This window comes from Pseudoxanthomonas sp. z9 (assembly GCF_006542425.1).
GTDB lineage: Bacteria > Pseudomonadota > Gammaproteobacteria > Xanthomonadales > Xanthomonadaceae > Pseudoxanthomonas_A.
Map to the genome: position 1 here is coordinate 162,414 of NZ_VFID01000014.1, position 16,007 is coordinate 178,420.

At 63.9% G+C, this 16,007-nt stretch carries 26 protein-coding genes; all 26 read left to right on the forward strand.

All coding sequences use genetic code 11. The features are described from left to right. Positions 1-8 precede the first annotated feature (8 nt). The 26 genes from rpsL to secY all read left to right on the forward strand — a co-directional run bounded on the left by rpsL (position 9) and on the right by secY (position 15,767). Positions 9-383, forward strand: a complete 375-nt coding sequence (gene rpsL, locus FG323_RS16860; RefSeq protein ID WP_141455877.1) for a 30S ribosomal protein S12 — start codon at positions 9-11, stop codon at positions 381-383. An 18-nt stretch (positions 384-401) separates the two neighbouring features. Continuing rightward, a complete protein-coding gene (gene rpsG / locus FG323_RS16865; protein WP_141455878.1) occupies positions 402-869 on the forward strand; it encodes a 30S ribosomal protein S7 in 468 nt (155 codons plus the stop codon). A 171-nt stretch (positions 870-1,040) separates the two neighbouring features. Continuing rightward, positions 1,041-3,131 carry an elongation factor G gene (fusA, locus tag FG323_RS16870; protein ID WP_141455879.1) on the forward strand — a complete coding sequence of 697 codons (2,091 nt, stop codon included), beginning with the start codon at positions 1,041-1,043 and terminating at the stop codon, positions 3,129-3,131. Between the two features lie 98 nt (positions 3,132-3,229). Then, positions 3,230-4,420 (forward strand): elongation factor Tu, encoded by a 1,191-nt coding sequence (gene tuf, locus FG323_RS16875; RefSeq protein WP_141455868.1) that lies wholly within the window; start codon positions 3,230-3,232, stop codon positions 4,418-4,420. Between the two features lie 573 nt (positions 4,421-4,993). Then, positions 4,994-5,305: a 30S ribosomal protein S10 gene (rpsJ, locus tag FG323_RS16880; protein WP_022968186.1), complete on the forward strand. Its 312-nt coding sequence runs from the start codon at positions 4,994-4,996 to the stop codon at positions 5,303-5,305. A gap of 11 nt (positions 5,306-5,316) precedes the next feature. Next, complete coding sequence (rplC, locus tag FG323_RS16885) at positions 5,317-5,970, forward strand: 50S ribosomal protein L3 (RefSeq protein ID WP_141455880.1); 654 nt, start codon at positions 5,317-5,319, stop codon at positions 5,968-5,970. 11 nt (positions 5,971-5,981) lie between these two features. After that, on the forward strand, positions 5,982-6,587 hold the full coding sequence (gene rplD / locus FG323_RS16890) for a 50S ribosomal protein L4 (protein ID WP_141455881.1): 606 nt from the start codon (positions 5,982-5,984) through the stop codon (positions 6,585-6,587). Further along, positions 6,584-6,880, forward strand: coding sequence for a 50S ribosomal protein L23 (gene rplW / locus FG323_RS16895; protein WP_141455882.1), 297 nt, complete (start codon positions 6,584-6,586; stop codon positions 6,878-6,880). Before rplD ends, rplW begins: the two co-directional genes overlap by 4 nt. 11 nt (positions 6,881-6,891) lie before the next feature. Continuing rightward, a complete protein-coding gene (rplB, locus tag FG323_RS16900) occupies positions 6,892-7,719 on the forward strand; it encodes a 50S ribosomal protein L2 (RefSeq protein WP_141455883.1) in 828 nt (275 codons plus the stop codon). Between the two features lie 6 nt (positions 7,720-7,725). Beyond that, a complete protein-coding gene (gene rpsS, locus FG323_RS16905) occupies positions 7,726-8,001 on the forward strand; it encodes a 30S ribosomal protein S19 (RefSeq protein ID WP_055941277.1) in 276 nt (91 codons plus the stop codon). Positions 8,002-8,013: 12 nt separating this feature from the next. After that, complete coding sequence (gene rplV, locus FG323_RS16910; protein ID WP_079724420.1) at positions 8,014-8,349, forward strand: 50S ribosomal protein L22; 336 nt, start codon at positions 8,014-8,016, stop codon at positions 8,347-8,349. Positions 8,350-8,351: 2 nt separating this feature from the next. Then, the gene (gene rpsC, locus FG323_RS16915) at positions 8,352-9,086 is read left to right on the forward strand and encodes a 30S ribosomal protein S3 (protein WP_141455884.1); all 735 of its coding nucleotides are present in this window, start codon (positions 8,352-8,354) and stop codon (positions 9,084-9,086) included. A gap of 2 nt (positions 9,087-9,088) precedes the next feature. Further along, entirely contained in the window at positions 9,089-9,502 is a 414-nt protein-coding gene (rplP, locus tag FG323_RS16920; protein ID WP_141455885.1) for a 50S ribosomal protein L16, read from the forward strand. Further along, the gene (gene rpmC / locus FG323_RS16925) at positions 9,502-9,687 is read left to right on the forward strand and encodes a 50S ribosomal protein L29 (RefSeq protein WP_141455886.1); all 186 of its coding nucleotides are present in this window, start codon (positions 9,502-9,504) and stop codon (positions 9,685-9,687) included. The genes rplP and rpmC overlap by 1 nt, the downstream gene beginning before the upstream one ends. Positions 9,688-9,699: 12 nt before the next feature. Next, complete coding sequence (gene rpsQ, locus FG323_RS16930; RefSeq protein WP_141455887.1) at positions 9,700-9,966, forward strand: 30S ribosomal protein S17; 267 nt, start codon at positions 9,700-9,702, stop codon at positions 9,964-9,966. A gap of 15 nt (positions 9,967-9,981) precedes the next feature. Beyond that, positions 9,982-10,350 carry a 50S ribosomal protein L14 gene (gene rplN, locus FG323_RS16935; protein WP_013535986.1) on the forward strand — a complete coding sequence of 123 codons (369 nt, stop codon included), beginning with the start codon at positions 9,982-9,984 and terminating at the stop codon, positions 10,348-10,350. 15 nt (positions 10,351-10,365) lie between these two features. Continuing rightward, on the forward strand, positions 10,366-10,683 hold the full coding sequence (gene rplX / locus FG323_RS16940; RefSeq protein ID WP_141455888.1) for a 50S ribosomal protein L24: 318 nt from the start codon (positions 10,366-10,368) through the stop codon (positions 10,681-10,683). A gap of 11 nt (positions 10,684-10,694) precedes the next feature. Then, on the forward strand, positions 10,695-11,237 hold the full coding sequence (gene rplE / locus FG323_RS16945) for a 50S ribosomal protein L5 (RefSeq protein ID WP_141455889.1): 543 nt from the start codon (positions 10,695-10,697) through the stop codon (positions 11,235-11,237). An 18-nt stretch (positions 11,238-11,255) separates the two neighbouring features. Further along, positions 11,256-11,561, forward strand: a complete 306-nt coding sequence (rpsN, locus tag FG323_RS16950) for a 30S ribosomal protein S14 (RefSeq protein WP_141455890.1) — start codon at positions 11,256-11,258, stop codon at positions 11,559-11,561. Positions 11,562-11,759: 198 nt separating this feature from the next. Then, positions 11,760-12,158 carry a 30S ribosomal protein S8 gene (gene rpsH, locus FG323_RS16955; RefSeq protein ID WP_141455891.1) on the forward strand — a complete coding sequence of 133 codons (399 nt, stop codon included), beginning with the start codon at positions 11,760-11,762 and terminating at the stop codon, positions 12,156-12,158. A 12-nt stretch (positions 12,159-12,170) separates the two neighbouring features. Further along, entirely contained in the window at positions 12,171-12,698 is a 528-nt protein-coding gene (rplF, locus tag FG323_RS16960; protein ID WP_141455892.1) for a 50S ribosomal protein L6, read from the forward strand. 29 nt (positions 12,699-12,727) lie between these two features. Further along, the gene (rplR, locus tag FG323_RS16965; protein ID WP_141455893.1) at positions 12,728-13,084 is read left to right on the forward strand and encodes a 50S ribosomal protein L18; all 357 of its coding nucleotides are present in this window, start codon (positions 12,728-12,730) and stop codon (positions 13,082-13,084) included. A 153-nt stretch (positions 13,085-13,237) separates the two neighbouring features. Continuing rightward, a complete protein-coding gene (gene rpsE / locus FG323_RS16970) occupies positions 13,238-13,780 on the forward strand; it encodes a 30S ribosomal protein S5 (protein ID WP_141455894.1) in 543 nt (180 codons plus the stop codon). Next, positions 13,773-13,964: a 50S ribosomal protein L30 gene (gene rpmD / locus FG323_RS16975; RefSeq protein WP_055941302.1), complete on the forward strand. Its 192-nt coding sequence runs from the start codon at positions 13,773-13,775 to the stop codon at positions 13,962-13,964. The genes rpsE and rpmD overlap by 8 nt, the downstream gene beginning before the upstream one ends. After that, positions 13,964-14,407 (forward strand): 50S ribosomal protein L15, encoded by a 444-nt coding sequence (rplO, locus tag FG323_RS16980; protein ID WP_181444278.1) that lies wholly within the window; start codon positions 13,964-13,966, stop codon positions 14,405-14,407. Before rpmD ends, rplO begins: the two co-directional genes overlap by 1 nt. Before the next feature lie 7 nt (positions 14,408-14,414). Then, positions 14,415-15,767, forward strand: a complete 1,353-nt coding sequence (gene secY / locus FG323_RS16985) for a preprotein translocase subunit SecY (RefSeq protein WP_141455896.1) — start codon at positions 14,415-14,417, stop codon at positions 15,765-15,767. Positions 15,768-16,007: the final 240 nt, after the last annotated feature.

A 16,007-nucleotide genomic window follows, 5' to 3' on the forward strand; every position in this document is an offset into this window, starting at 1 on the left:
ATCCAAACATGGCAACCATCAACCAGCTGGTCCGCAAGCCGCGGCAGGCAACCACTTACAAGAGCGCCTCGCCGGCGCTGGACAAGTGCCCGCAGCGTCGCGGCGTGTGCACGCGCGTCTACACCACCACCCCGAAGAAGCCGAACTCGGCGCTTCGCAAGGTGGCCAAGGTGCGCCTGACCAACCAGGAAGAAGTCATCAGCTACATCGGTGGCGAAGGTCACAACCTGCAGGAGCACTCCGTGGTGCTCGTGCGTGGCGGTCGTGTGAAGGACCTGCCGGGCGTGCGTTACCACACCGTCCGCGGTTCGCTCGACGCCTCCGGTGTCGCCAAGCGTCGCCAGGGCCGTTCCAAGTACGGCGCCAAGCGCCCGAAGGCTTAAGGTTAAGGAAGAAGAACTATGTCGCGTAAAGGCTCAGCTCCCCAGCGTGAAGTCCTGCCGGATCCCAAGCACGGCAGCCAGACGATCGCCCGTTTCATCAACATGGTCATGCTCAGCGGCAAGAAGTCCGTCGCCGAGAAGATCGTCTATGGCGCCATGGACGTCATCGGCGAAAAGAACCCGAATGCCCTGGAACTGGTCGAAAAGGCGTTGGACAACGTCGCCCCGACCGTCGAGGTGAAGTCCCGCCGTGTCGGCGGTGCCACCTACCAGGTGCCGGTCGAAGTGCGTTCCAGCCGCCGCCTGGCGCTGGCGATGCGCTGGCTGATCGAATCCGCCCGCAAGCGCGGCGAGAACTCGATGCCGCGCAAGCTGGCCGCCGAGCTGCTGGACGCCTCGGAAAACCGTGGTGGCGCCATCAAGAAGCGCGAAGAAACCCACCGCATGGCGGAAGCGAACAAGGCGTTCGCCCACTACCGCTGGTAACAAGCCAGGCCCCCTTGCAATCGGGGGCCATCGGCACCATCTAGGTGCCCCAAGCGGCCTGTCCGCAGAACACCGAAGGCCGCCGCAAGGCGGCATTCGGCCATATAGAAGATCGCCCTCCACGGAGGACCGGATTCCCGTCGGTCCTCCCATCAGAAAAGAGAGACTGTCGTGGCTCGCACCACTCCCATCGAGCGTTACCGCAACTTCGGCATCATGGCCCACATCGACGCGGGCAAGACCACCACGTCCGAGCGCATCCTGTTCTACACCGGCAAGAGCCACAAGATCGGTGAAGTGCACGAAGGTGCCGCCACGATGGACTGGATGGAGCAGGAGCAGGAGCGCGGTATCACCATCACTTCCGCCGCCACCACGGCGTTCTGGAAGGGCATGGATGGTTCGTTCCAGGAACACCGCTTCAACATCATCGACACCCCCGGGCACGTCGACTTCACCATCGAAGTCGAGCGTTCGCTGCGCGTGCTCGACGGCGCGGTGTTCGTGCTGTGCTCGGTCGGTGGCGTGCAGCCGCAGTCCGAGACGGTGTGGCGCCAGGCCAACAAGTACGCTGTGCCGCGCATGGCGTTCGTCAACAAGATGGACCGCACCGGTGCCAACTTCGACAAGGTCGTCGGCCAGCTGAAGTCGCGCCTGGGCGCGTACGCCGTGCCGATGCAGGTGCCGATCGGCGCCGAAGACGGCTTCGAGGGCGTGGTCGACCTGCTGAAGATGAAGGCCATCCACTGGGATGTCGCCTCGCAGGGCACCAAGTTCGAATACCGCGATATCCCGGCCGAGCTGAAGGAAAAGGCCGAGCAAGCGCGTGCGTTCATGATCGAAGCCGCGGCCGAAGCCTCGGAAGCGCTGATGGACAAGTACCTCAACGACGGTGAGCTGTCGGAAGCCGACATCATCGCCGGTCTGCGCGAGCGCACCCTGAAGGTGGAAATCGTGCCGGTGTTCTGCGGCTCGGCGTTCAAGAACAAGGGCGTGCAGGCGATGCTGGACGGCGTGGTCAACCTGCTGCCGTCGCCGGCGGATCGTCCGCCGGTGCAGGGCATCGACGAGAACGAGAAGGAAGACAGCCGCAAGGCGTCCGACACCGAGCCGTTCTCGGCGCTGGCGTTCAAGATCATGACCGACCCGTTCGTCGGCTCGCTGACCTTCTTCCGCGTCTACTCGGGCGTGCTGAATTCGGGCGACCAGGTGTACAACCCGGTCAAGTCGAAGAAGGAACGCGTGGGCCGCATCCTGCAGATGCACTCCAACCAGCGCGATGAAATCAAGGAAGTGCGCGCGGGCGACATCGCCGCGGCGGTCGGCCTGAAGGACGTCACCACCGGCGACACCCTGTGCGCGCAGGATCACATCATCACCCTGGAGCGCATGGTGTTCCCGGAGCCGGTGATCTCGATGGCGGTCGAGCCGAAGACCAAGTCGGACCAGGAAAAGATGGGCATCGCACTGGGTCGCCTGGCCCAGGAAGATCCCTCGTTCCGCGTGCGTACCGACGAAGAGTCCGGCCAGACCATCATCTCCGGCATGGGCGAGCTGCACCTGGACATCATCGTCGACCGCATGAAGCGCGAGTTCAACGTTGAAGCCAACGTCGGCAAGCCGCAGGTGGCCTACCGCGAAACCATCCGCCAGAAGGTCAAGCAGGAAGGCAAGTTCGTGCGCCAGTCGGGCGGTCGCGGCCAGTACGGCCACATCGTCATCGAGATGGAGCCGCAGGAACGCGGCGTCGGCTTCTCCTACGAGAGCGCGATCGTCGGCGGCGTGGTGCCGAAGGAATACGTGACGGCCGCTGGCAAGGGCATCGAGGAAGCGATGAAGAACGGCGTGCTCGCCGGCTTCCCGGTGGTCGACGTCAAGATCGTCGCGGTCGATGGCTCGTTCCACGACGTCGACTCGAACGAAATGGCGTTCAAGGTCGCCGGTTCGATGGCGTTCAAGGAAGCCTTCAGCAAGGCCAGCCCGGTCCTGCTGGAGCCGATGATGAAGGTCGAGATCGTTACCCCGGAAGATTACCTGGGTGACGTGATGGGCGACGTGAGCCGCCGCCGCGGCATCCTGCAGGGCCAGGACGACAGTCCGTCCGGCAAGGTGATCAACGCGATGGTGCCGCTGGGCGAAATGTTCGGCTACGCCACCACGTTGCGCTCGATGTCGCAGGGTCGCGCCACCTTCACGATGGAGTTCGACCACTACGCCGAAGCGCCGGCCAACATCGCCGACGCGGTCGTCAAGAAGAATTAATGCAGGGAAACGGGATTCGGGGTTCGAGATTCGCAAGAGCATGAATCCCGTTTTTTCCCAATCCCCAATCCCCAATCCCCAATATCGGAGTTTTCAAAATGGCAAAGGGTAAGTTCGAACGCACCAAGCCGCACGTGAACGTGGGCACCATTGGTCACGTTGACCACGGCAAGACGACGCTGACGGCGGCGCTGACGAAGGTGGGTGCCGAGCGCTTTGGCGGCGAGTTCAAGGCGTACGACGCGATTGACGCGGCGCCGGAAGAGAAGGCCCGCGGCATCACGATTTCGACGGCGCACGTGGAATACGAAAGCCCGACGCGCCACTACGCGCACGTGGACTGCCCGGGACACGCGGACTACGTGAAGAACATGATTACCGGTGCGGCGCAGATGGACGGCGCGATTCTGGTGTGCTCGGCCGCGGACGGCCCGATGCCGCAGACGCGCGAGCACATCCTGCTGTCGCGCCAGGTGGGCGTGCCGTACATCGTGGTGTTCCTGAACAAGGCGGACATGGTGGACGACGCCGAGCTGCTGGAACTGGTGGAAATGGAAGTTCGCGAGCTGCTGACCAAGTACGAGTTCCCGGGCGACGACACCCCCATCATCAAGGGTTCGGCGCGTCTGGCGCTGGAAGGCGACCAGTCGGAGATTGGCGTGCCGGCCATCCTGAAGCTGGTGGAAGCGCTGGACACGTTCATTCCGGAACCGCAGCGTGACGTGGACAAGCCGTTCCTGATGCCGGTGGAAGACGTGTTCTCGATTTCCGGTCGCGGCACGGTGGTGACCGGTCGTATCGAGCGCGGCATCATCAAGGTGGGCGACGAAATCGAAATCGTCGGTATCCGTCCGACCCAGAAGACCACGGTCACGGGCGTGGAAATGTTCCGCAAGCTGCTGGACCAGGGCCAGGCGGGCGACAACGCGGGCCTGCTGCTGCGCGGCACCAAGCGTGACGACGTGGAGCGTGGCCAGGTGCTGGCCAAGCCGGGTTCCATCACCCCACACACCGAGTTCGAGGCCGAGGTGTACGTGTTGTCGAAGGACGAGGGCGGCCGTCACACGCCGTTCTTCAAGGGTTACCGTCCGCAGTTCTACTTCCGCACCACGGACATCACCGGTGCGGTGACGCTGCCGGAAGGCACCGAGATGGTGATGCCGGGCGACAACATCAAGATGACCGTCCAGCTCATCAACCCGGTGGCGATGGACGAAGGCCTGCGTTTCGCCATTCGCGAAGGCGGTCGTACCGTCGGCGCCGGCGTCGTGGCCAAGATCATCAAGTAATGAACCGACGGGGGCGGGCCGAAAGGTCCGCCCCCGTTGTCTTGTCGGTGCGTTACCCCGGTGGAAGCCGGGTCGATGGGACCGGCAAGGCCAGAAATACCTTCGCGGTTGCAGGGCTTCCGGCCCCCACCGGCGTCTGGCGATAGAAATTCGCCGGATTTGCTGCAAACCAGCAAAAACATCGCTATAATGCGCGCCCCCGGCTGGCCCCGCCATCCCGGGTATCGCAATACCCACGCCGGTTCCCCCTGGGAGGTATGCCGGCGCTACCGCGAAAAGAAGCACAGGGAGTGCTTCGTGTTCGCCAGACAAGGAGAGTCGCGTGCCTGCCGCCCGGTTTCAGGGGCGGACGCCCCGCTATTGACGGGGCCAGTCATGCGTCCTATACTTTTCTGTCTGGGCGGGCCGGTTTACCGGCCTGCCCAGTTTTTCAGGATGAAACCCCAGGCCGCTCAGGCTCACCGTGACCGCGCTTTCCGGCGGTTCCGGCTACGGGGCTGAACGTCTGGACCCTACCGGGGCAAGGCATCCCAGAAGCCGCGCCCGTCGCTCTTTAACGAAGGAAATTCCGTCATGGCGGACCAAAAGATCCGAATCCGGCTCAAGGCGTACGATCATCGCTTGATCGACCGCTCGGCCAGCGAGATCGTTGAGACGGCCAAGCGGACCGGCGCGCAAGTGCGCGGCCCGATCCCGCTGCCGACCAAGATCGAACGCTACACCGTCCTGGTTTCCCCGCACGTCGACAAGGACGCCCGCGACCAGTACGAAACCCGCACGCACAAGCGTGTGCTCGATATCGTCGACCCCAACGACAAGACCGTGGACGCGCTGATGAAGCTCGAACTCGCGGCCGGCGTCGACGTCCAGATCAAGCTGACCTGAGGCCAACGACCATGACCGCGAAGAAGTATTCGTTGGGAATCGTCGGCCGCAAGGCCGGCATGACCCGCGTGTTCACCGAGGACGGCAAGTCCATTCCGGTGACGCTGATTGAAGCCACCCCGAACCGCATCACCCAGATCAAGACCCTGGAAACCGACGGCTACAGCGCCGTGCAGGTTGCCGTCGGCACCCGTCGTGCCTCGCTGGTCACCAAGCCGGTCGCCGGTCACCTGGCCAAGGCCAAGGTCGAAGCCGGTCGTGGCCTGTGGGAACTGCGCGTCGAAGCCGACAAGCTGGGCGACTTCACCGTCGGCGGCGAAATCAAGGCCGACATTTTCGAAGTGGGCCAGAAGGTCGACGTCCAGGGCGTGACCAAGGGCAAGGGCTTCCAGGGCACCATCAAGCGCTGGAACTTCACCATGGGCGACGCCACCCACGGTAACTCGCTGTCGCATCGCGCGCCGGGTTCGCTGGGTCAGCGCCAGACCCCGGGTCGCGTGTTCCCGGGCAAGAAGATGTCCGGCCACATGGGTGCCGTTACGCAGAGCACGCAGAACCTGGAAGTGGTTCGCGTGGATGCAGAGCGCGGCCTGATCGCCATTCGCGGCGCCGTGCCGGGTGCTGCCGGTGGTGACGTGATCGTGCGTCCGGCGAGCAAGGGTTGAGGAGAACGACAATGGAACTAGCCATCACAGGTAGCGCCAACAAGCTGTCGGTTTCCGACGCCGTGTTCGGTCGTGAATTCAGCGAAGATCTGGTCCACCAGGTCGTCGTTGCCTACCGCAATGCCGGTCGTGCCGGCACCAAGGCGCAGAAGACCCGCGCCGAAGTCAACGGCACCACCAAGAAGTCGAAGAAGCAGAAGGGCGGCGGTGCCCGTCACGGTGCGCTGACCGCGCCGATCTTCGTCGGCGGCGGCGTGACCTTCGCAGCGAAGCCCCGCAGCTTCGACCAGAAGGTCAACCGCAAGATGTACCGCGCGGCCATCTGCGCGATCCTGTCGGAGCTGAACCGCCAGAACCGCCTGATGGTGGTGGATGCGTTCGACCTCGACACCACCAAGACCAAGACGCTGATTGAAAAGCTGAAGGGTCTGGAAGTCGGTCAGCGCCCGCTGATCGTCACCGAAGACGCCTCCGAGCATCTGTACCTGTCCGCCCGCAACCTGCCGTATGTGGAGGTGCGCGACGTGCAGGGCCTGGATCCGGTCGCCCTGGTGGGCGCCGACAGCGTCGTCGTCACCGCCGATGCCGTCAAGAAGATCGAGGAGTGGCTGGCATGAGCAACGAGAAAATCTTCAGCGTGCTGCGTGCTCCGCGTGTCTCCGAGAAGACGGCGCGCCTGCAGGAAGTTTCCAACCAATACGTCTTTGAAGTTTCGAATGACGCCACCAAGGCCGACGTGAAGGCCGCCGTGGAAAAGTTGTTCGACGTCAAGGTCGAGGCAGTCAATGTGGTCAACGTGAAGGGCAAGAACAAGTCCTTCCGTTTCCGCAACGGCCGTCGCGGCGACTGGCGCAAGGCGTACGTGCGTCTGGCCGAGGGCCAGGCTATCGACGTAACGGCCAAGGCCTGAGGTAGACCCACATGCCATTGATGAAATTCAAGCCAACCTCCGCCGGCCGCCGTTCCGCGGTCCGCGTGGTGACGCCGGACCTGCACAAGGGTGCCCCGCATGCTGCGCTGCTGGAAAAGCAGAGCAAGACCGGCGGTCGCAACCACCACGGCCGCATCACCACCCGCCACATCGGCGGTGGCCACAAGCAGCACTACCGCATCATCGACTTCAAGCGCGACAAGGAAGGCATTCCGGCGCGTGTTGAGCGGATCGAATACGATCCGAACCGCACCGCGCACATCGCGCTGCTGTGCTACGTCGACGGCGAGCGCCGCTACATCATCGCCCCGAAGGGCCTGAAGGCCGGTGACCAGGTCATCGCCGGCAGCGATGCGCCGATCAAGGTCGGCAACACGCTGCCGCTGCGCAACATCCCGGTCGGTACCACCGTGCACGGCATCGAGCTGAAGCCGGGCAAGGGCGCCCAGATCGCCCGCGCCGCCGGTGCCGCCGTGCAGTTGGTCGCCCGCGAGCAGGGCTTCGCCACGCTGCGCCTTCGCTCCGGCGAAATGCGCAAGGTGCAGGTCGAGTGCCGCGCCACCGTCGGCGAAGTCGGCAACGACGAGCACAGCCTGGAAAAGCTGGGCAAGGCCGGTGCCAAGCGCTGGCGCGGCGTCAAGCCGACCGTCCGCGGTGCGGCCATGAACCCCGTCGACCACCCGCACGGTGGTGGTGAGGCCAAGGCCGGCCAGGGCAACCCGCACCCGGTCACCCCGTGGGGCGTGCCGACCAAGGGTTACAAGACGCGCAAGAACAAGCGCACTCAGCAATTCATCGTCCGCGATCGTAGGGGCTAATCGACCATGGCACGTTCACTCAAGAAGGGCCCGTTCGTCGATCACCACCTCGTCAAGAAGGTGGAGGCCGCGGGCGGCAGCAAGAAGCCGATCAAGACCTGGTCGCGCCGCTCGATGATCCTGCCGGAAATGGTGGGTTTCACGATCGCCATCCACAACGGCAAGAACCACGTTCCGGTGCTCGTCAACGAGAACATGGTCGGCCACAAGCTCGGCGAATTTGCCGTCACCCGTACCTTCAAGGGCCACGGTGGCGACAAGAAAGCCGGCGGCAAGAAGTAAGGAGAGATGACCATGGAAGCGAAAGCCATCCTGCGCACCGCGCGCATCTCCCCGCAGAAGGCCCGCCTGGTTGCTGACCAGGTGCGTGGCCTGTCGGCCGAACGCGCCGTCAACCTGCTGAAGTTCTCGGACAAGAAGGCCGCCCACCTGATCAAGAAGGTGGTCGAGTCCGCTATCGCCAACGCCGAGAACAACCAGGGTGCCGACGTCGACGAGCTGAAGGTCAAGACCATCATGGTCGACGAAGGTCCGGTGCTGAAGCGTTTCATGGCCCGTGCCAAGGGCCGTGGTACCCGCATTCTTAAGCGCACCAGCCACATCACCGTGGTCGTGGGCGAGGGCAAATAAGTATGGGTCACAAAGTTCATCCGACCGGAATCCGCCTGGGCATCGCCAAGGACTGGAATTCCAAGTGGTTCGCCAACAAGCGCGACTACGCCGACTACCTGGCCGCCGACCTCAAGGTGCGCGAAATGCTGCGCAAGAAGCTGGCGCAGGCGGGCATCTCCAAGATCCTGATCGAGCGTCCGGCCAAGACCGCCCGCGTGACCATCCACACCGCCCGCCCGGGCGTGGTGATCGGCAAGCGTGGCGAGGACATCGAGAAGCTGCGCAAGGAAGTCAGCGACCTGATGGGCGTTCCCGCGCACATCAACGTCACCGAAGTCCGCAAGCCGGAACTGGACGCGCAGCTGGTGGCCGAGTCGATCGCCCAGCAGCTGGAGCGCCGCATCATGTTCCGCCGTGCCATGAAGCGCGCGGTCGGCAACGCGATGCGTCTGGGCGCCCTGGGCATCAAGGTCAATGTCGCCGGCCGCTTGAACGGCGCTGAAATCGCCCGTTCGGAGTGGTACCGCGAAGGTCGCGTGCCGCTGCACACCCTGCGTGCGGACATCGACTACGGCTTCGCTGAAGCCAAGACCACCTACGGCATCATCGGCATCAAGGTGTGGGTCTACAAGGGCGAAATCTTCGATTTCAGCCAGGTGGGCCAGGAGAAGCAGGACGATACGCCGCGCGCCGAACGCAATGAGCGCAGCGACCGTCCGCGTGGACCGCGCCGTGATCGCGAGGCGAGGGAATAATCATGTTGCAACCCAAGCGAACCAAATTCCGCAAGATGCACAAGGGCCGTAACGAAGGCCTGAGCTGGAACGGAAATCTCGTCAGCTTCGGCGAGTACGGCCTGAAGGCCACGGCGCACGGTCAGCTGACCGCGCGCCAGATCGAGGCGGCCCGCCGCTCCATCAGCCGTTACGTCAAGCGTGGCGGCAAGATGTGGATCCGCGTGTTCCCCGACAAGCCGATCACCAAGAAGCCGATCGAAGTCCGAATGGGCTCCGGTAAGGGCAACGTGGAGTACTGGGTCGCCCAGATCCAGCCCGGCCGCATGATCTATGAAATCGAAGGCGTCAGCGAGGAAATCGCGCGCGAGGCGTTCCGCCTGGCCGCGGCCAAGCTGTCCGTCACCACCCAATTCGTGACCCGGACGGTGCGCTAATGGAACTCAAGCAACTCCGCGAGAAGTCGGCTGACGAACTGAAGGCCCACCTGACCGACCTGCGCAAGGAGCAGTTCTCCCTGCGCATGCAGAAGGTCACTGGCCAGCTGCCGAAGACCCATGAAACCCGCCGGGTTCGCCGCGAGATCGCTCGCGTCAAGACCCTGCTCGGCGGCAAGAAGTAAGGAGCGCCCGAGATGAGCGATAACAAAGACAAAGCGCAACGCACCATCGAAGGCCGCGTCGTCAGCAACAAGATGGACAAGACCGTCACCGTGCTGGTGGAGCGTCAGGTCAAGCACGCCCTGTACGGCAAGTACATTCGTCGTTCCACCAAGCTGCACGCGCACGACGCGGACAACAGCTGCAAGGAAGGCGACGTGGTGCGGGTGACCGAAATCGCCCCGATGTCCAAGACCAAGAACTGGCGCGTGGTGGAAATCGTCACCCGCGCGGCTGAATAAGAGGAGATCTGAATCATGATCCAGATGCAGAGCTACCTTGACGCGGCCGACAACTCCGGCGCCAAGGAACTGATGTGCATCAAGGTGCTGGGCGGCTCCAAGCGCCGTTACGCCGGCATCGGCGACATCATCAAGGTGACCGTCAAGGACGCCATCCCGCGTGGCAAGGTCAAGAAGGGCGAAGTCTACGACGCCGTGGTCGTGCGTACCCGCAAGGGCGTTCGTCGCCCGGACGGCTCGCTGATCCGCTTCGACGGCAACGCGGCCGTGCTGCTCAACAACAAGCAGGAGCCGATCGGCACCCGCATCTTCGGGCCCGTGACCCGCGAGCTGCGTTCCGAGAAGTTCATGAAGATCGTTTCGCTCGCGCCTGAAGTGCTCTGAGCGGAGGACATAGAAATGGCAAACCGTATCAAGAAGGGCGACCAGGTGGTCGTCATCGCCGGCAAGGACAAGGGCAAGAAGGGCGACGTGGTGCGCGTGGACGGTGACCGTGTGGTCGTCTCCAACGTCAACGTCGTCAAGCGCCATACCAAGCCGAATCCGCAGGCGGGCATCGCCGGCGGCGTGGTCGAGCGTGAATCCTCGATCCACATTTCGAACGTCGCTCTGTTCAACCCGGCCACCGGCAAGGGCGAGCGTATCGGTTTCAAGGTCCTGGAGGATGGACGCAAACTGCGTGTGTTCCGCTCCAGTGGTGAGGCGCTCGACGCCTGAGGAATGAGGTCATGACCACCCGTCTCGAAAAAATTTACAAGGAAGAAGTGGCGCCGGCTCTGATGAAGAAGTTCGGCTACACCAATCCGATGGAAGTCCCGAAGATCACCAAGATCACCATCAACATGGGTGTGGGTGAAGCGGCGACCAACAAGAAGATCCTGGAAAACGCCGTGGCCGATCTGGCCAAGATCAGTGGCCAGAAGCCGATCACGACCAAGTCCCGCATCTCGGTGGCTTCGTTCAAGATCCGCGACGGCTGGCCGATCGGCTGCAAGGTGACCCTGCGTCGCGCCAAGATGTACGAATTCCTGGACCGCCTGATCAACATCTCGCTGCCGCGCGTGCGTGACTTCCGCGGCGTGTCGGGTCGTTCGTTCGACGGCCGCGGCAATTACAATATGGGCGTGAAGGAACAGATCATCTTCCCGGAAATCGACTTCGACCAGGTCGACGCGCTCCGCGGCATGGATATCGCCATCACCACCACCGCCAAGAGCGACGCCGAAGCCAAGGCGCTGCTGGAAGCATTCAAGTTCCCGTTCCGTAACTGAGTCGCAGGAAAACCACACATGGCCAAGACCTCAATGGTGAACCGCGATATCAAGCGGGCCAAGCTGGCGAAGAAGTACGCCGCCAAGCGCGAAGCACTGAAGAAGATCATCTCGGGCGTCAACGCGTCCTATGAAGAGAAGATGGAAGCGGTGACCAAGCTGCAGAAGCTGCCGCGCGACTCCTCGCCGTGCCGCGAGCGCAACCGCTGCGAACTGTCCGGTCGTTCGCGCGGCGTGTACCGCAAGTTCGGCCTGGGCCGCAACAAGCTGCGCGAAGCCACCATGCGCGGTGACGTGCCCGGCCTGCGCAAGGCCAGCTGGTAACAAATCCGGCCTCCCGGGCCCGTCCCGGGATGGTCAGAGAGCAAGTCCGGCACATGCCGGACTTGTTGCTGTACAATTACCGGTTCCCGCGGCCCGCCGCGGAGCCTGGTCCCGACGGGACCGCCACCTGGGGCTTCCAGGCACAACCCAAGATTTTCGCGAAAGCGGATATCGGTGCTACTCAAAAGGCAACCACTTATGAGCATGACTGATCCCATCGCCGACATGCTGGTCCGCATCAAGAATGCGGCCGCGGTCGGCAAGCAGACGGTGAAGATGCCGTCCTCCAAGATCAAGGCCTCGATCGCCAACGTCCTGAAGTCGGAAGGCTACATCGCCGACGCGCGCGTGACGAAGACGGAAAACAACAAGGCCGAGCTGGAAATCGTCCTGAAATACTTCGAAGGCAAGCCGGTCATCGAGAAGCTGTCGCGCGTGTCCCGTTCGGGACTGCGCCAGTACCGTGGCAAGGCCGAACTGCCGAAGGTCCTCGGCGGCCTGGGCGTCGCCATCATTTCCACCTCCAAGGGCATCATGACCGATGCGCAGGCGCGCCAGCAGGGCGTCGGCGGTGAAGTCCTGTGCTTCGTGGCCTAACGGAGTAAGCCAATGTCCCGTGTAGCCAAAAAGCCGATTGCCCTGCCCAAGGGCGTTGAAATCAACCTCCAGGCGGAAACGCTGACCGTCAAGGGCCCGAAGGGCACCCTGGCGATCGCCAAGCCCGCCGGCGTCGAAGTGAAGATCGAGAACGGCGTTGCCAATCTGGCGCCGGAAGCCATCGAGCATGACGCCATCACCGGTACCATCCGCGCCATCCTCGCCAACATGGTGAAGGGTGTGTCCGAAGGTTTCGAGCGCAAGCTGGAACTGGTCGGCGTGGGTTACCGTGCCGCGATGCAGGGCAAGGATCTGAGCCTGTCGCTCGGCTTCTCGCACCCGGTCGTGTTCCAGGCGCCGGAGGGCATCACCATCGCCACCCCGACCCAGACCGAAATCCTGGTCCAGGGCGCGGACAAGCAGCGCGTGGGCGAAGTCGCCGCCAAGATCCGCGGTTTCCGTCCGCCGGAGCCCTACAAGGGCAAGGGCGTGAAGTACTCCGACGAGACCATCATCCGTAAGGAAGCGAAGAAGGCGTAAGCACGCCTTCGGCTTCGAGGAACCAGATCATGAGCATCAAGAACACCGCCCGCCTGCGCCGCGCCAAGTCGACCCGTGCGCACATCCGCGAACTGGGTGTGCCGCGCCTGTCCGTCCTGCGTACCGGCCAGCACATCTACGCCCAGCTGTTCACCGCCGACGGCGCCAAGGTCATCGCTTCGGCGAACACCCTGCAGGCCGACGTGAAGGATGGCCTGAAGAACGGCAAGAACAGCGATGCCGCCGCCAAGGTCGGCAAGCTGATCGCCGAGCGCGCCAAGGCCGCGGGCATCGAGAAGGTGGCTTTCGACCGTTCCGGTTACCGCTTCCATGGCCGCATCAAGGCCCTGGCCGACGCGGCCCGCGAAGGCGGCCTGCAGTTCTAATCTTGAAAGGCATGGGGGCGACCCCATGCCTTGACCTGCCGGTGCGGGCTGCGCCGGGCGCCCCGGTCCTTGTGTGACCGGAAGCGTGGCAACGAAGTACTCCACAACCATAAGTGGCCAAGCCACAAATCCACATCAACCAAGGATTTCAAAATGGCAGAACAACGTGAACCGCGGGGTCGTGATCGCGACCGCAACCGCGAAGAGAAAGTCGACGACGGCATGATCGAGAAGCTGGTCGCGGTCAACCGCGTCAGCAAGACCGTCAAGGGCGGCCGCCAGTTCACCTTCACCGCGCTGACGGTGGTGGGCGACGGCGCCGGCAAGATTGGCTTCGGCTACGGCAAGGCGCGCGAAGTGCCGGTCGCCATCCAGAAGTCGATGGAGTACGCCCGCAAGAATATGTCCAACGTCGACCTGAACAACGGCACCCTGTGGCACCCGGTCAAGGCCGGCCACGGCGCGGCGCGCGTGTTCATGCAGCCGGCGTCGGAAGGTACCGGCGTGATCGCCGGCGGCGCGATGCGCGCCGTGCTGGAAGCGGTCGGCGTGAAGAACGTGCTGGCCAAGGCCGTCGGCTCGCGCAACCCGATCAACCTGGTGCGCGCCACCCTGAAGGGCCTGAACGACATGCAGTCGCCCACCCGCATCGCGGCCAAGCGCGGCAAGAAGGTGGAGGAACTCCTCAATGGCTAACGAGTCCAACAAGACCGTCAAGGTCCGCCTGGTGCGCGGCCTGCGTGGTTCCCAGTCCCGCCACCGCCTGTCGGTGAAGGCGCTGGGCCTGAACAAGCTGAACGATGTGCGTGAACTCAAGGACAGCCCGCAGGTTCGCGGCCTGATCGCCAAGGTCCACTACCTCGTCAAGGTCGAGGAGTAATCATCATGCGTCTGAATACGTTGAAGCCCGCCGAGGGCGCCCGCGCCGAACGCACCCGCGTTGGCCGCGGTATCGGTTCCGGCCTGGGCAAGACCGCCGGTCGCGGTCACAAGGGTTCCTTCGCCCGCGCGGGCAAGGGCAAGATCAAGGCGAAGTTCGAAGGCGGCCAGATGCCGCTGATCAAGCGTCTGCCGAAGGTGGGTTTCCGCTCCAAGCTCAAGCAGGACACCGCGGAAGTGCTGTCCTACCAGCTGGACAAGCTGGAAGCCGGCGAGATCGACTTCGCCGCGTTGCGTGCCGCCAAGCTGGTCCCCAGCACCGCCAAGCGCGCCAAGATCGTCAAGAAGGGCGAACTGACCAAGAAGTTCGTGCTGAAGGGCGTGCTGGCCACCGCAGGTGCCAAGGCGGCTATCGAAGCCGCCGGCGGCAGCGTGCAGGAGTAAGTGACGCATGGCGCAGGGTAATGCCGCCAGCGCGCTGGCAGGCGCAGGCAAGTTCACCGAACTCCGCCAGCGCCTGCTGTTCGTGCTGGGTGCCTTGATCGTCTATCGCATCGGCTGCTACGTGCCGGTGCCCGGCGTCAATCCCGACGCCATGCTCGCGATGATGCAGAACCAGGGCGGCATCGTGGACATGTTCAACATGTTCTCGGGTGGCGCCCTGCATCGCTTCAGCATCTTCGCGCTGAATGTCATGCCGTACATCTCGGCGTCGATCGTGATGCAGCTGGGCGTGCATATCTTCCCCAGCCTGAAGGCGTTGCAGAAGGAAGGCGAGTCCGGCCGCCGCAAGATCACCCAGTACTCGCGCATCGGTGCGGTGCTGCTGGCGGTGGTACAGGGCGGAAGCATCGCCGTGGCGCTGCAGAACCAGGTCGCTCCGGGCGGCGTGCCGGTGGTGTACTCGCCAGGCATGGGTTTCGTCCTGACCGCCGTGGTCGCGCTGACCGCCGGCACCATCTTCCTGATGTGGCTGGGTGAGCAGGTGACCGAGCGTGGCGTCGGCAACGGTGTGTCGCTGATCATCTTCGCCGGTATCGTGGCGGGCCTGCCGGGTGCGGTGCTGACCACCCTGGAAGCCTTCCAGACCGGTACGCTCAGCGCGATCTCGTTGATCATCATCGTGCTGGTGGTGTTCGGCTTCACCTTCTTCGTGGTGTTCGTGGAACGCGGCCAGCGCCGCATCACGGTGAACTACGCGCGCCGCCAGGGTGGCCGCAGCGCGTACATGAACCAGACTTCGTTCCTGCCGCTGAAGCTCAACATGTCCGGCGTCATCCCGCCGATCTTCGCCTCCAGCATCCTGGCCTTCCCGGCCACGCTGGCGATGTGGTCCGGGCAGAACGGTGCGACCACCTGGCTGCAGCGCATCTCGCAGGCGCTGGCGCCGGGCGAACCGCTGCACATGATCGTGTTCGCGGCGATGATCATCGGCTTCGCGTTCTTCTACACGGCGCTGGTGTTCAACTCGCAGGAAACCGCCGAGAACCTGAAGAAGTCGGGTGCGCTGATTCCGGGCATCCGCCCGGGCAAGGCGACGGCGGATTACGTCGACGGCGTGCTGACCCGCCTGACCGCGGCCGGTTCGCTGTATCTGGTGGCGGTGTGCCTGCTGCCGGAAGTGATGCGGACCCAGCTGGGCACCTCGTTCTACTTCGGTGGCACTTCGCTGCTGATCGTGGTGGTGGTGGTCATGGACTTCATCGCGCAGGTCCAGGCGCACCTGATGTCGCACCAGTACGAAAGCCTGTTGAAGAAGGCAAACCTGAAGGGTGGTTCCCGCGGCGGACTTTCGCGCGGATAATCACCCCCCTAGCGCGGAGCCTTCCGCGCGGCCGGCCCCACGGGGCCGGACCAACCAAAAGGGCGGCCCGGGCGGCGATCTCGCGCACGGGTGTGGAGCAGCCGGTCCCGCGCCAGAGTAGCGCGGGCGGGGCAGGGCTCCGGGGCAACCCGGGACCCCGCACCAGGCGGCTTCCGGCGCCGGAGCATGGGCACACTCCCCATGCCGGGCTTCGTGCCGACCCCCGGTCGGCATGGGCTT